Source organism: Hydrogenovibrio sp. SC-1, assembly GCF_002848135.1.
Taxonomy (GTDB): domain Bacteria; phylum Pseudomonadota; class Gammaproteobacteria; order Thiomicrospirales; family Thiomicrospiraceae; genus Hydrogenovibrio.
In genome coordinates this window covers 1-15282 of sequence record NZ_PKGB01000029.1, presented here as the reverse complement: position 1 = coordinate 15282, position 15282 = coordinate 1, and the positions used below count along the sequence as shown (strand labels likewise).

General features: G+C 38.4%; 9 protein-coding genes. 6 read left to right on the top strand and 3 right to left on the bottom strand.

Going from position 1 to position 15282, the window contains the following annotated elements; all coding sequences use genetic code 11:
• From pglX to brxL, 5 genes are all read left to right on the top strand, one after another.
• Window positions 1-1663, top strand: a 1663-nt coding sequence (gene pglX / locus CYQ88_RS11005) for a BREX-1 system adenine-specific DNA-methyltransferase PglX (protein WP_143483795.1), incomplete at its 5' end; no start/stop codon positions are given.
• Between the two features lie 2 nt (window positions 1664-1665).
• Complete coding sequence (locus CYQ88_RS11000) at window positions 1666-2886, top strand: RNA-binding domain-containing protein (protein WP_101841390.1); 1221 nt, start codon at window positions 1666-1668, stop codon at window positions 2884-2886.
• A gap of 65 nt (window positions 2887-2951) precedes the next feature.
• Complete coding sequence (locus CYQ88_RS10995) at window positions 2952-3209, top strand: Fic family protein (protein ID WP_101841389.1); 258 nt, start codon at window positions 2952-2954, stop codon at window positions 3207-3209.
• Complete coding sequence (gene pglZ, locus CYQ88_RS10990; RefSeq protein WP_233188880.1) at window positions 3210-5798, top strand: BREX-1 system phosphatase PglZ type A; 2589 nt, start codon at window positions 3210-3212, stop codon at window positions 5796-5798. It begins immediately after the preceding gene.
• Between the two features lie 9 nt (window positions 5799-5807).
• Complete coding sequence (brxL, locus tag CYQ88_RS10985; protein WP_101841388.1) at window positions 5808-7841, top strand: protease Lon-related BREX system protein BrxL; 2034 nt, start codon at window positions 5808-5810, stop codon at window positions 7839-7841.
• Between the two features lie 225 nt (window positions 7842-8066).
• Here the strand turns inward: brxL and CYQ88_RS10980 are convergent, their stop codons facing one another.
• Window positions 8067-11054: a site-specific integrase gene (locus tag CYQ88_RS10980; RefSeq protein ID WP_101841387.1), complete on the bottom strand. Its 2988-nt coding sequence runs from the start codon at window positions 11052-11054 to the stop codon at window positions 8067-8069.
• Complete coding sequence (locus tag CYQ88_RS10975; protein WP_101841386.1) at window positions 11054-13582, bottom strand: hypothetical protein; 2529 nt, start codon at window positions 13580-13582, stop codon at window positions 11054-11056. Before CYQ88_RS10975 ends, CYQ88_RS10980 begins: the two co-directional genes overlap by 1 nt.
• A gap of 535 nt (window positions 13583-14117) precedes the next feature.
• On the opposite strand from CYQ88_RS10975, the gene CYQ88_RS10970 reads away from it, so the two are divergent.
• Window positions 14118-14465: a hypothetical protein gene (locus tag CYQ88_RS10970; protein WP_101841385.1), complete on the top strand. Its 348-nt coding sequence runs from the start codon at window positions 14118-14120 to the stop codon at window positions 14463-14465.
• 232 nt (window positions 14466-14697) lie between these two features.
• On the opposite strand, the gene CYQ88_RS10965 is transcribed toward CYQ88_RS10970, so the two are convergent.
• On the bottom strand, window positions 14698-15282 hold a 585-nt coding region (locus CYQ88_RS10965), incomplete at its 5' end, for a TraI domain-containing protein (protein ID WP_158236046.1).

The window sequence follows — 15282 nt, the reverse complement described above, 5'->3', positions numbered from 1 at the left end:
TCCGATTGCTTATTGGGCATCTGAAAGTGAACTTAATGTTTTTGTTAAAAATAGTAAGTTAGAAAAATTTGCTACTTCATCCAATGGGGTTCAAACAGGAAATAATGATACATATGTAAGAAACTGGAGCGAAGTTTCTTATAAAAAGTTTAAAACTAAATGGATTCCATACAATAAAGGGGGAAGGTTTAGAAGGTGGTACGGTAATTTTGATTTTGTTGTGAATTGGCAAAATAATGGTCAAGAAATTAAAAAAGAAAAAAATTCCTGTACCCGTGGAGAAGAGTTTTATTTTTCTGAAGGAATAACTTGGTCTGATGTTACATCTGGCAACTTGTCATGCAGGTATCTCCCAAAAGGATTTATATTTGATGCCTCTGGACCATCAGCATTTTTTACAGATTCAAAAAATACTAAAGTTGGCGTTGCCTTATTGAATACGAGTTTTGCAAATTATTGGTCAAAAATTTTAAATCCTACTTTGCATTTCCAATCGGGAGACTTTCGAAAACTAGCACTTTCAGAAAAATTCATTAATGATAGGGTAATAAGCTGTGCAAGCGCATGCATTAGGTTATCTGAAATAGACTGGAACACCTATGAAACCTCTTGGGATTTCACCGAAAACCCCTTAATCCAACTTCACGCCGAAACCCCTTCGCAAACCTTATCGGAAACTTACCAGGCCTGGTGGGATTCGAATCAAGCGACCATTGCTGAAATGAAACGCCTTGAAGAGGAAAACAATCGTTTGTTTATTGAGGCTTATGGTTTGCAGGATGAACTCACACCTGAGGTGCCTTTAGAAGAAATTACCCTAACAGTAAATCCCAAATACCGCTACGGCGGCAAAGCCTCGGATGACGAACTGGCACAGCGTTTTCAAGCCGATACCATGGCAGAACTGATTAGCTATGCGGTCGGTTGTATGTTTGGACGTTATTCTTTAGACAGAAAAGGTCTGGTGTATGCGCATGCTGGCAATGTAGGATTTGCAGACTTGGTGAATGAGGGAGCATATCAAACTTTCCCCGCCGATGACGATGGCATAGTGCCGTTAACAGACCAAGAGTGGTTTGTGGATGATGTAACTAACCGCGTGCAAGAGTTTGTTAAAACCGTTTGGGGCGAAGCTCAGCTTTACGACAACCTAGCTTTCATTGCTGAAAGTTTGGGTTTATATGCCATTAAGCCTAAAAATAACGAAAGTGCGTTAGACACCATTCGACGTTATCTCTCAACAAAATTCTATAAAGACCATTTGCAAACCTACAAAAAACGCCCCATTTATTGGTTGTTTAGCAGTGGTAAACAAAAAGCCTTTGAATGTTTGGTGTACTTGCACCGCTATAACGCTGGAACGCTTTCCAGAATGCGCACCGAGTATGTCATTAAATTAATGGGTAAATACCAAACCTTTGCGGAGCAATTGCAAAACCAAATAGAATCGGCAGACACCACCACACAAGCCAATAAATTAAAAAAAGAGCTAACCGCACTCCAGAAAAAACAAGCTGAACTAAGCACGTTTGATGAGCAGCTTAAACAATTTGCCGACGAGCAAATAGCACTGGATTTAGATGATGGCGTAAAAGCAAACTACGGCAAGTTTGGTGATTTATTAGTCGATGTAAAATCCATTGTTGGTAAGGCTAAAGGATAAGTATGGCGCTGCCTATTAATATTAAAAGTTTATTAACTGGAACGGTCATTGAATCTGATCGTATTGAGTTTAAAAAGGGCTGGAATCCAGAGGTTATTTTGCGTTCCATTTGTGCCTTTGCCAATGATCTTGGGAATATTGGTGGTGGCTATGTTTTGGTGGGTGTTGAAGAGGTTGATGGTGTGGCTCAACTTCCGCCAATTGGCTTACAAGCCAACCAGATTGATGCCATTCAAAAAGAGTTGTTATCCCAATCTCATTTTATTGAACCGCATTATGTTCCACAAACAGAGGCGGTTTTGTTTGGTGATAAGTATGTATTGGCTATTTGGTGCCCACCAGGTGATGTAAGGCCTTATCGTGTGCCCAAAACCTTGGGTAAGGAAGCAGCAAAAAATAAGCTTTATTATGTTCGTAAATTAAACTCTACGGTTGAGGCTAAAGACGGAACCTTAACACAGTTAATGCAAATGACTGCAAAAGTGCCTTTTGATAATCGTGTGAATCAGTTTGCGAGTATTGATGCCTTAGACTTAACGTTAATAGCCAGTTTTTTAAAAGAGGTTGGGAGTTCGCTTTACAGTGAGTTACCTAAAATGACATTTGCAGAGGTGTGTAGGCAAATGTCGATTGCCCGTGGTGCAGATGAACATTTAATGCCCGTTAATGTGGGGTTGTTAATGTTCAGCCACTCGCCTGAAACCTTTTTTGAGAAAGCGTTTATTGAGGTGGTAGAGTATTACGATATGATTGGTGACCAGTTTAATGAACGACGCTTTAAAGGCCCAATTTCGCAACAGTTACGCGAGGTGTTAGCCTATTTAAAAGGTGCAGTGATTCGTGAAAAAGTGGTTAAAGTGACAGGTCAAGCTGAAGCAATTAGAGCATTTAACTACCCCTATGAAGCACTTGAAGAAGCGGTTGCCAATGCGGTATTTCACAAAAGTTATGAGAAGCCTAGACCGATTGAGATCAATATACGCCCTGATTGCATTGAAATACTCTCTTTTCCTGGCCCTGTGCCACCTGTTGATGCGGAGATGTTAAAACGGCCACGCGTGGTTGCACGTGATTACCGTAATAGCCGTATTGGCGAATTTTTGAAAGAGCTTAAGCTGACTGAGGGACGTGGCACGGGGTTTCCGAAAATGCGTGCAATGTTTAAACAAAACGGATCTCCTGAACCTGTTTTTGAAACCGATGCCGATAGAAGTTATTTTTAACCACGTTTTATCCTCATCCAGAGTTTGATGGTTTGGTTCCGTCAAGTAACCAAGAAGGGACTAAGTTGGGACTAAGCTGGGACCAAGGTAATAATCCTCATGATTTGACGAATGAACAACTTCAAGTTGTTGAATTGATTGAAGCAGAGTGCTCAATTCAAGAGTTGATGGATGGCGTGGGTCGAACGAGTAGGACTAAGTTTAGGGACCAAGTTCTAAAGCCGCTTTTAGACTTAGATATTGTTGAGATGACGCTACCTGATAAACCGACAAGCCCTAAACAAAAATACAGACTTTCTCATAAGGTCTATCTTGGAAAGTAATTGGATACATTAAGCAAAATGGATATTAAACAACTACAACAAGGTCTGGAAAATAAGTTTGCTAAAAGTCGTATTGTCTTTTGGCATGATGCAGATTTGGCGTTTAGCGAGTCGTTGGAACAACTAGCATTACCGAATGTGACGCTTATCAATATGGGAGAAGTTTCTCATTTTGAAACAAAAAAACGTATTGAATTGGATGAGCCAAAGGTGTCTTTTTTACTTTATTACCCCAGTGAAGTGCCAGAGTTTGAAGTGGATTGGTTGTTAGATATTAGAGAGTATTCGGAATCGTTTTTTGCGGATGTCAGTTCATTAATTTTAAACCAGTTAAATATTCCAAAAATGTCTTTGCGTAGCCATATTCAAACCCGTATGGCGTTTTTTAGTAATAAACAACGTGTGGCTAAGCTAAAGCGGATGGTAGTTGAGAACGAAACCGCTGAGAGCTTGGATCAAAAAATATTGGCGGTGCTGGTTAAATCAGAAACTGCTAATTTAAACGATGTGACCTTGTCGGCCATTTTGATGTCCATGGATTCAGATTCTTCAACCTTGATGGCTGAACTTAATAAATATGGTTTGCAAGAGGTCTTTTGGCAATTGTTGAGCTGTGAGTATGGTTATGAAACCGATAAGCCAACTATTGAACAATTTATCTTACGACTCTTTTCGACCGAACTTTGGTTACAAACGGAGCTGACGGATCGCAGTTGGTTAGATGCGAATGTTGTGCAGGGGGCATCGGGTAAATCAAATGTTGCGGCTTTAATGAAGTTTTGGCGTCATCATGGTTTGTATCAACCAAGCTATTTGATTTGGGCTGCACGTTTAGAGTCGGATTTAGAGATTGAAAAGCGTTATGGCTCTATTTCTGCAGAACAGTTATCAGAAGCGGAATCGTTTGAAGGTATTGAAAAAACCATTATTCGTTATTTAGTGGGGGGGTTAACAAATCATGCCAGCCAATTAAATAAAGCTTGGTTTGAGGAGGTTATTTCTAACCGAATGACGCATTTTTGGGTTTCTGAAAAGTCAGAATACCGTGCAATGTACTTGGCAATTAAAGAAGCGTTAACCCTGATTATGCTGCGCGAAAAGTTTGATAGTGGTTTTTATTATGAAACGGCTGAAGCACTGTATTCTGCTTATGAAAAAGAGCTGTTTCAGTTTGACCAGGCCTACCGATTATTTAATGAATTTGCCGACGACTTATTTAGCAAGGGTGCGGAGATTCTGCGCCAGTTAGACAAGCAGGTTGAAAATATCTATACCAGTTGGTTTTTAACTGAATTATCGTTGGCTTGGGATAAGCTTATTGAGGCCGAGGGTCTGATGGCTCAATGGCAGTTGCCTAATAAACCTAGACAACCTGATTTTTATAAAAGCTTTGTAGCAAAACCGCTTAAAACGACACAATTGAAACGCATGTTTGTGGTGATATCGGATGCTTTACGTTATGAGGTCGCGGAAGAGTTTACCCGTAAACTCAACGACAAAAAACAGTTTAAAGCACAGTTGCAATCTCAATTGGGGGTGTTGCCAAGTTATACGCAATTAGGCATGGCTTCGCTGTTACCATATACCGAGCTTTCTTATAAAGATGGCAATAATACGGTTTTTGTGGATGGCCTTTCTTCAAAAGGGTCATCGAGTCGGCAGGCTATTCTAAACTCTGTGAACGGTTTGGTGGTGACTGATAAAACGTTAGCGAGTTGGACGGCTTCTGAAGGAAGAGAAAAGCTTAGAGAGTATGAGGTGGTTTATATTTATCACAATACGATAGATGACATTTGTGATAAGCAAGGTGGAGAGGATAAAACCCCTAAAGTCTGCCGAGATGCAATTAATGAGTTAATGGATTTAATGGGACGTATTATTAACCGTTTTAATGCCAGCCGAGTCATGTTGACTGCAGATCATGGATTTTTATTTCAGCAGGCACCGTTAGAACAATCGGATAAAACCGCTGAGATAAAGGTTAATGATGTCATTGAAGCTAAAAAACGCCATATCGTTGGTAAAACCTTGCCTTCTTATGAAAATTGTTGGAAGGGATCGGTTAAACATACTGCAAATGGCGACAATACCGAATTCTTGTTACCAAAAGGTGTGCAACGCTTTCATTTTGTTGGTGGTGCTAAATTTGTGCATGGTGGCGCCAGTTTGCAAGAAGTATGTGTCCCAGTGATTGAGATTAAAGAGTTGGAAGGTAAAAAAATCGCTCAACATCAAAAACAATCCGTTGGCGTGGTGTCCGTGGCTCAGAACTTAAAGTTAGTGAATAATTTAGAGCGAATTAAGTTATTACAGTCTGACCCAGTGGGGGAGACGTTTAAGGCAAGAACACTTGAAATTTTTGTGCAAGATTCTGCTGGGTTGCAAGTATCAACAGTTGAAAAAGTGGCTTTTGAAAGTACCGAAGAGAATTTTGATGCTCGAATAAAAGAGGTGCGAATTCGATTGACGGGACAAAGCTTTGATCGACACCAGTTTTACCAATTGGTTTTACGAGATGAGGCAACAAATACGGTGTACTCAGAGTATCCGGTAAAAATTGATTTGGCAATAGAAGATGATTTCTTTTAGGGGAGCAGTATGGCAGATGAAATGATGAGCTTAGATGATAAGTTAAACCAGACCTTTAAAGGAAGAGTGGTTCGCAAGGATTTGACCAAGCAGCTTAAAGAGGGCGCGAATGTGCCAGTGTATGTCTTAGAGTATTTATTGGGCATGTATTGCGCCTCGGACGATGATGAAGTGGTTTCTGAAGGTTTGGCAAATGTTAAGAAAATTTTAGCGGAAAACTACGTTCGACCTGACGAAGCGGAAAAGGTGAAGTCACTCATTAAAGAGCGTGGAAGCTTTAAAATCATTGATAAGGTTGGAGTGAAGCTAAACCAACGAAAAGACGTGTATGAAGCTTCACTATCAAACCTTGGTATTAATGATGCGGTGATACCAGGAAAGATTGTTAAAGATAATGAAAAACTTTTAACAGGTGGTATTTGGTGCATTATCACCGTTCAATATTTTTTTGAAGAAGGTCAAAAGTTCTCGCCATTTTCTATTTCTGCTTTGAAGCCAATTCAAATGCCAAATATGGATTTGAATGAGGTTTTTGAAGGGCGTAAATCCTTTACTAAGGATGAGTGGATTGATGTGTTAATCCGCTCAATAGGTATGGAACCGGCCAACCTTGATGAAAGAGTTAAGTGGCATTTACTGGCTCGAATGATTCCTTTTGTTGAAAATAATTACAACGTGTGTGAATTAGGACCTCGAGGAACGGGTAAAAGCCATGTTTATAAAGAGTGCTCGCCGAATTCACTATTAGTGTCGGGGGGACAAACGACAGTTGCTAATTTGTTTTATAACATGAGTTCACGACAAGTCGGGTTGGTCGGTATGTGGGATGTAGTCGCTTTTGATGAAGTGGCAGGAATCAGCTTTAAAGACAAAGATGGCGTGCAAATCATGAAAGACTATATGGCATCCGGTTCTTTTGCACGCGGCAAAGATTCAATAGAAGCTAAGGCTTCAATGGTCTTTGTGGGGAACATTAACCAAAGTGTTGAAACCTTAGTGAAGACGAGTCATTTATTAGCGCCTTTTCCGGGTGCAATGATTGATACAGCATTTTTTGACCGTTTCCATGCTTATATACCAGGATGGGATATCCCTAAGATGCGACCTGAGTTTTTTACCGATCGCTATGGTTTGATAACCGATTATTTAGCTGAATATATGCGCGAGATGCGTAAACGCAGTTTTGCTGATGCAATCGATAAGTTTTTTAAGCTTGGTAATAACCTCAACCAAAGAGATGTGATTGGGGTTCGGAGAACCTTATCTGGTTTATTGAAACTGATTTATCCAAACGGGGTATTTAGCAAAGAAGAAGTTGCGGAATGTTTGTCTTATGCTTTGGAGACGCGCAGACGTGTCAAAGAGCAGTTAAAAAAACTAGGAGGTATGGAGTTTTTTGACGTTAATTTTAGCTACATTGACATAGAGACTATGGAAGAAACGTTTGTAAACGTTCCAGAGCAAGGTGGCAGTAAGTTAATTCCAGCAGGTGCTTCTAAACCAGGTGTGCTCTATTTGGTTTCAAATGGCTCAACAGGTCATTTAGGACTGTATCGTTTTGAAACCCAGATGATGTCAGGTAATGGAAAATACTCTGTATCTGGATTAGGGTCAAACTCTGCGGCTAAAGAATCTATCCGTGTTGGATTTGATTATTTTAAAGGGAACCTCAACCGAATCAGTTCATCATCGAAGTTCTCAGAACATGAGTTTAATATTCATATTGTTGAGCTTCAAAATTCTGGCGTGACCACTTCAACAAGTCTAGCCGCATTGATTGCATTTTCTTCGGTTTTACTAAATAAACCCGTTATGGACCAATTAGTAGTTTTAGGTGATATGACACTGGGAGGTGTCGTTAATCCTGTTAATGATTTAGCAGGTTCATTACAGATGGCATTGGATGCTGGATCGAATAAAGTACTACTTCCAATGAGTTCTGCTGGCGATATACCAATTGTACCAGCCGAATTATTTTCGAAGTTTCAAATTAGCTTTTATTCTGATCCAGTTGATGCGGTTTATAAAGCTTTGGGAGGTTAAGAGCCTGTAAATTGTAAACTAACTGATGAGGTTAACTTGTAGAAATCAATCCAGTTCTGAATTTTATTTGGCATTAACTGATAGTTATCTATCGCAAAGTCTACCATTTCATTAGGATATCATGGCAGATAACATTTTTATGCTTGTTTCCTGTATATTTGCCTTCGGTAGATAACAAAAAGGCCTTAGTTCTAAGCTTTACATTGAATCGTCAATATTCAATTCTTAAATTTCAATGAGACACGTGAGATAAATGTGGCAAATTGTAAAAATGAATGCCGAATGAAACTTCTGATTTTTATTGAGAACCCTCAATTCAATTCGATCATTAGGCCGAATGCTGTGAGAGGATTCTTTTTTGTCTAAAAACTTGAATATAGGACACCCTATTTCCTTTCCCCAATAGTCTTTAATGGTTTCAACTTCTTTAGGGTTTCTGTCCGCATTTCGGCATAGTTTTGCATTCACTCTATATCCTAGTTTATTTATTAGCTTTGTTGACTCTATGCTAGCTGGATATTTTGAACTAATCGACAGGACAGCTTCTTCTTTGGATTTGTTTGTTCGATTTTCAAAGATAAGGCGTTCCATAAACAATTCCAAATCATCAATGAAATTTTTTCCAGACTGACTATTCTGATTGATTGCTCCATCAATAAAAACATCTTCTCCATAAGCCTTTATAATTTGTCTAATCACTTCAAGAATACCAGCGTCAGTGACAGTAGTTTTTGCTGGAAAATTGTATTTACTGTAAGAAATATAGCCATCAATAACGTGTTGGTCTTCATATGCAATATCGTTGAAACCAGATTGAGCGTACTTCTGGTAAGTTGCAAAGTTGTGAAAGAAATTAAAATCATAAATGCTGATTTGGCTTGACGGTCTCAACTGTTGCTTTTGCGGCAGCTTCACCAGATTAATGTAGCCTGATTCATAAGGCTTCAAACACACGGAAACTCTTTTGTGAATTTCGGTACTGTTTTTCTTAACCTTATCCAGTGAAATAGAAAACAGGTCTGCGATTTGTTTAAGATTCTTAGTAAATCCATGGAAATTTAGCGCGACCTGATATTCTGCAATGACTAAGCTTGCTAGATGAATGTAATGATGAATCGTTGTTGCAATTGAGGCATGTCCAATGACTCCAGCTAACCAGAAAAAGTGTTTACTGGTAGGTTCAGTGGTTTGTAGGCGTTCAGCAGAACGCTTTTTATGCTGCTTTAACCAGATTTTTGTTAATGGTGAGTTCACAAAGTAATGTGATACATCAATGTTGAATGCAGTTTGCGACTCTGAAAGAAAATTCCAAGTCGCAAAAGAGTGTCTCAGAGAGTGAAACTTTATTTCAGGGTCAAGCGTCACTTCTCGAAGAGTCGCCAACATTCTTCTAACAATATTGTCAGGGGTAATGGGAGATGAATAGTCTAAAGAGGTTGAGAATAGGTAGCGATCCTCATCCATATTTGCAGAATTATTATGATGTTTCTCATAAAACTCGAGTAGAACTTGGATTTCATGCTCATTCATGAAGTGATCTAACTGGAGGTTTCGTTTAGCATTAAGAGTCTTTAAGCTTCGATTAAAGCTTTTTCTAATCAGGATTTGCGGTGACTCAGTACAGTATAAAAAATCTCTAGCTTTTAAACGTGCGACCTCAGAAATACGAAGTCCTAACCTGAAGCCAATCAAAAGAAAAATGCGAGCAAACTCGAACCAATTGACGGTATTGACTGAAGTATGAAGCACTTGCTTTTTTCTAAGTATTTCAAAAGATGATTTGTATTCATCCTCTGTGATAATCCGAGCATTTACAAATTGCACATAACTTTTATCAGGGAAGATTTCATCCCAGTCTGTAATTTTGGGTCGTTCAAGCGTTTTGGTAAACCATATTTCAAATTCTTTTAGTTCTTCGAGGATTGAGTATGTACCGTCTTGCAGTAAGGCCTCTTCGAAAATATCAAAATAAAGATCGCTTCTCTGAAACTCTGATAGGCTCTCAATAAATTGACCATTGCAATAATGCGATAGCAACGGTTCTAGGAACTGGAATGACTTGATATTTTTCTTATAATTCTTATTCCGACTGATATAGCGAAGAAAAAGGGCAATGTTTTTATCAAGGTCAGGTCTATTTATGTAATCTCTGATTATGCCATCGCTAGAATTCCTAATCGGTTTTGACATTTCAAGCCATTCAAAATTAGGTAGGCAGACTAAATCTCCTTTTTTAGTACTCTCAGGAATCGTGTTGCATATTTGCAGGTTCGATGAACGATATCCTGAAAAAATGCGATCAAACGTAACTGGGAGTAAAGAATAATTGGTCATGTTGTGCTTAATAATTTGGGTGACTATACTCGGTAATCTGGGTTTGAAATAAGCATTCGCTTGGGTCATTAAATGCTTGATGGATTTCGTTTCTTTTAGATCTATATTCAAATATGAACAGATTTCCTCCCATGCATCGACACCCTCAAAGTCCTCGTTTGATGGAATTCTCTGGTAAATCATCTGGGTTAAGGCGGATAGAGGTATATGTGTTTGCATTCCCTTATCTTCAGTAATGACCAATTGAATCCGGTTTTGAAAGACAACGATGTTTTGTTTGTTGAGTAGAGATTGGAAGCAATATTCAAGCGCGCTTTCGGTTAGAACCCAAGAATCTGCAATCAAGCTGAAAGCGAATTGACCAATTTGGTTTTGAAAAAAACTAAATCCCTGTTGAGCATTGTTTGAGGCTTCTAGCTGTTCACAATGCTTCTGAAACAATCTGTCAAATTGAATGGAGTTTTTGATGTGTTTTGGATGATAAGGGTTTGGTTCAGGACTAATTAACGAGGCTTTAGGAATAAGCCCAATGTCCCATACTTGATGATGATTTCCATATGTTATCAGTGCATTAAGTATTTGAGAGGTAAATGCCAAGTCTTTAGGTGAAAGCTTGAGATCTTTAACAACCCCTTTGAGAGCTTTAGTCCGATCTGACTTATTCTCGAACGTACCTTCAAATTGAGTCCCTAAAAGTTGCTCTAACAGTCTAATAGTTTTCTCGTTATATGATTTTTTTTTATTTACCTTAGCGTTTTCCAAATATGTTTCTAACCTAGCATGGAGGTTGTCGATTAAAGTGTTATCCACACGATCAGAAACGATAGGGTCAGTGTGGCTCCAAAATGCAAGGATACGATTTTGTTTTTCAATACTCATTAGCTTAAACCTCGGATTTGAACTGGTTGGATTCCTAAACCCTTGGATAGTCCTTCAATATGACTTTGTACGGATTGATTAAATTGTTGGAAATCGAACGATCCATTTCTAGACCAGGGTTCTTCTCCAAGCTGCCAATGGCCCAAAAAACAACTAATGTACTTAAGAGGCATACCTAATTTTCTTAATTCGGACTCAAGGAAATGCCGGCTATGGTTGGGAATTAATCCCGATATATTTATTGATCTAGGAAGGTTTAAAGCCGTTACTTGTTTGTAAGCGGTAGTCCGATAGAAATCATTAATATGGATGGTGTTATCTGAAGGGTTTATGTTTAGAATAATTAATCCATTGAATTTTGAATGATCATGGATTTGTTCAGTTGGAAGCGATTGAATTAGACCCTCTTTGAATTTCTCATAGAATTTAATTTGTTGACGACAGGTTTCTGATAAGTAGACAGGCCTTGCCAAATAATCAATATTTTTGTCATTAACGACGCTCCACCCATCGCTATGGATATTGGAACTTTGAATAAAATAAGTTTTCTTATGGTTTCTAGTGCCTGTGCAAAACGTTATTACTAAATCAGTATAGGTCGACATTAACAGGCATGCATTCTTCAAGTCTGCGGTTGAGCTATGTGGATTCAGGTGAATGTTCTGCAAACTTTGGTGAATGGTCGTAATCATGTTTTTGATAGTCGATTTTTTAGGACACCGGATATTGCCTATCCAATTAGCTGAATTTTCTGGTGATAAAACCAGAAATGGAAGGTTCTTGGCAATGTCTTTAAGTCTAAGCGTGGTGTAATGTTGTTTGGTGCTGTAACTGGTTTTGTCATTTGGCTCGCCAATGCTCTTACCGAGTGAGCAATCAATAAGAACATAATTGCCATCAGTCTGAATGTAGATGTTTTTTCGAGTTTGCTTAGCTAAATATGAAGGTGTAATCCGAGTATCTAGCATTAGCTTCTGTAGAACAGATTGAATAGACTTGTTTATTTGCTCCTTTTTTAAATTGCTGGTATCAATACCCCTTGAGCTAACTTGTGATATTAAGTTGAACAGCGTCTCGTGAGTGTTTTTATCTAAAATTAATCTTAACGCATTGTTTACTTGGTTGTATAAATTAGGGTTTTCACAGTACTGCTTATTTTTATATTCAACAAATTCAAACGGCAGATATATCATTGTTTGATGATTATTTGTTTCGATAACAAAGTTGATTTTTTTGGAATTTGAAGGGGAAGAATCCATTGTAATGATGATTGGCCTTGGAGAATTTAAATCTAGCAAGTTCAATTCAAGTGCGACGAATAAATAAAATGCTGCAATAACTTCGAACTTACAGCTTTTTGAATCGATATTCTTAACAAAGGTTTTTAGTACTGATTCTTCAGAGGGGGTTATTCCAGTAAAGGGTATCATTCGTTGCTTTGCAATATGCAACTGCTGTGCTGGTGAAAAATATCTAATCTCATCTAAAGTTAAGTCACCAGATTCGTCAACTACCAGTAGTGTTCCTGCTTCATCGATGAAATCGATTTCATCACTGTTTTCTGTTTCAGTATTGTTTTCAAGTATGGGGGATATAAGTTTTATCGATTTGTCATCATCGAGTTCTAGATAAACGGCTTCATATTTATTTTCATCAAAAACGCCATATCCATGAGCTCTAGGAGAGCGATTGCCAGAAGACTTTTTTGTCGAGGAATTTTGTTTATTTGATGTGGGAGGAAGGTCTCTTCTTAAGTAGGATTCTATCAATACCCTTATGTGATAAATAGGCTTAAAGATATTGCTTGATTCTGGATACTTCTTACAATAATCGATGAGGGCTTTTAGTGAATTCTGAAGTTCGATTTCTTTCAATTCAGGGGTTTCGGTTGGAAGGTTAATTTGCCTGATTTCCAAATTATATTGATATGAATTAAACGCTTGGTTTTTAGAAGGGTGATCTTGGAAGTAATAGAATATCGAGAAGACTATTGTTAAAAGAGATAAGTATTTTTCTTCATTGTCTTGGTAATCAATGGAAGGCTCGGTTGCTAGAGAATACGGATATATTGATAGAACATAGTGGGGTTTGGTTTGGAAAGTTCCCCGAATTGCACTTGCCAGTTCCTTCTCAAAATCTTCTTTAGTCAGTAGAGGTAAGTCTTTCTCTTTTTTGTCTCGGTTCAGTTTGTCTTGCAACGAAAAAATTTCAATGTGAGGATACGTTTTGATTAACTCATAGAAATCAATTTTGTTGATTTTGACGGCATGATTTAAGATTTCTAAAAACCCCAGTTCTAGTTTGATGTCTTGAAAATTTCGCTTATAAGCCTCGTAACCAAGGCTAAGCCGACTAAATATGCTAATAAGCAAAGTACAGTTTGGGTGCGGGCTAATGAACTGCACCAGCTTTTCAGTTCGTTGCTTATCTCCCCTGGATGGTAAGTGCTTATTGATATAGGCAATGATTTCTTCTTGAATGTCATTTTTAATGAATGAACGATCAGACTTGGTTTTTAATGGTTTCATTTGCGACTCCTTAGTTTTGGTATTCAAACTAAGAAGGGGGATTTGATAATTAGGACAGGAAAAAACTTAACAACAGGTTATTGCCTAGCATTTATTCGGTCTAGGGGCTTTTCTCGGAACGAAAAATATAGGTATTTGATGTTGTTGATCTTGCGATAATTGAAGTTCTAAAGCGCATTACGAAAAATGCATTAATCGTGCATTGAGTGGGATTGTGAATATTGAAGATAAGCTGATCTGTTGAGTGTTTGTGTAACATATTGCATTCTTTCAAACATGTTCACATCAAATCTCCGCCTATGCAAAAATTATCACTATTCTGATCCACCTGTCCTTTTATAAGGCTTGTAGTTGTTTATAAATAAATTTGATTGTAATCAATAAAAAATACCATCTCAAAAAGATCATTCCCAAATACCTATTCTCCCTTTAGGGAGTAGAAGTTGATCTTGCATAGCCATTTTGGCTGCTATCACGACTTGGATAGTTGTTGTCAACAGATTATTCAGGGATTTATTAATAAAAGAGGGGAACGATGATGACATCACTTTCAGCAATTACATGGGGATTTCTTTGTGTTTTTACGGTGGCACTGGCAGGCCTATTTTTCACTACACGCATAGATGCCGCAGCGGCAAAAAAACGAAAGGAATTTCGAAGAAATAAAGCTCTAGAGAGATTCAACAATCCAGAAAGTTTCGATGAACCAATTGAAAGCCCAGAGGAATATGCAGTCCTTCGTGAGCAGTTAGGTGATCTTGCTAAAAACTCTGAACTTGAGCAGAAAGCAGTGGCTCTAATCAAAGAGTATGAGGCGAAGTTGGATTTGATGGAGTTCATCAAATTACATCAAGACTTATCTAGGGAGAAATCCAATGACTAGCCAATCAAGCATAGCCACGACCCGACCTCTTCAACTTGCATTATTAGTGCACTAATATACAAAAAGGGGCGTTTAACATGAAAGGGGCCCTAGAAGCAATAATTAACGGATCAACAGTCATTAAGTACATTGTGCTAATTTTTTCCACACTCTGAAATAGTTAGCTAAAACAGGACAGTTTTTTAAGCGAAAACCGGCTTAAAGCCGGTTTCTTTCTGAACCGTTTATGGGGCTAATTCAACCGACTTAAATAAGTCTCCTTCTGACCAACCTGAAGTTTAGAAAAATGAAAATACTCAGGCTTATCTGAAAAAGCCATTCGTCTTAGTGAGGCACTGGTGCTCATTTGATCGGCAATCTTAATGGCATTGCCAACCACATACTGACAATAACCCATACTGGATTTCCAGTTCAGAAGGTAAGTCAGTACTTCATAGCCTTTGTACCAGAACTTTTTAAGCTCATTGAGGTGGGGTGCTAATACTGAGAGCGTAAACTTTTCATGATCAAGTAACTTGCCCATTGATGTGTGTTCTTGAAGTCCAAGCGTTTCTATTTTGCCAACGTCATGTAAAAGTGCTGCGACTATGGCCACCTCTTTTTCATTTTGACTGACTTCAATCAGAGAATTAACACTGCTATGGGTAATCAGTGCGCATTCTAGTGAATGACTGAGTAACCCGCCTGGAAAACTATGGTGATGACGTTTACTGGCTGGAATCGATACAAATGATTTCATGAGTGGTACATCCGATAGCACCATTCTCATAAAAGTTTTCAGTGGCGCTACACTTAAGGAATTTACCGCTTCAATCAG

Bases quoted from the DNA above. Each gene is read 5' to 3' on its own strand.
- CYQ88_RS10980 (WP_101841387.1), bottom strand. From the start codon at position 11,054: ATGAGTATTGAAAAACAAAATCGTATCCTTGCATTTTGGAGCCACACT.
- brxL (WP_101841388.1), top strand. From the start codon at position 5,808: ATGGCAGATGAAATGATGAGCTTAGATGATAAGTTAAACCAGACCTTT.
- CYQ88_RS10970 (WP_101841385.1), top strand. From the start codon at position 14,118: ATGATGACATCACTTTCAGCAATTACATGGGGATTTCTTTGTGTTTTT.
- CYQ88_RS10975 (WP_101841386.1), bottom strand. From the start codon at position 13,582: ATGAAACCATTAAAAACCAAGTCTGATCGTTCATTCATTAAAAATGAC.
- CYQ88_RS11000 (WP_101841390.1), top strand. From the start codon at position 1,666: ATGGCGCTGCCTATTAATATTAAAAGTTTATTAACTGGAACGGTCATT.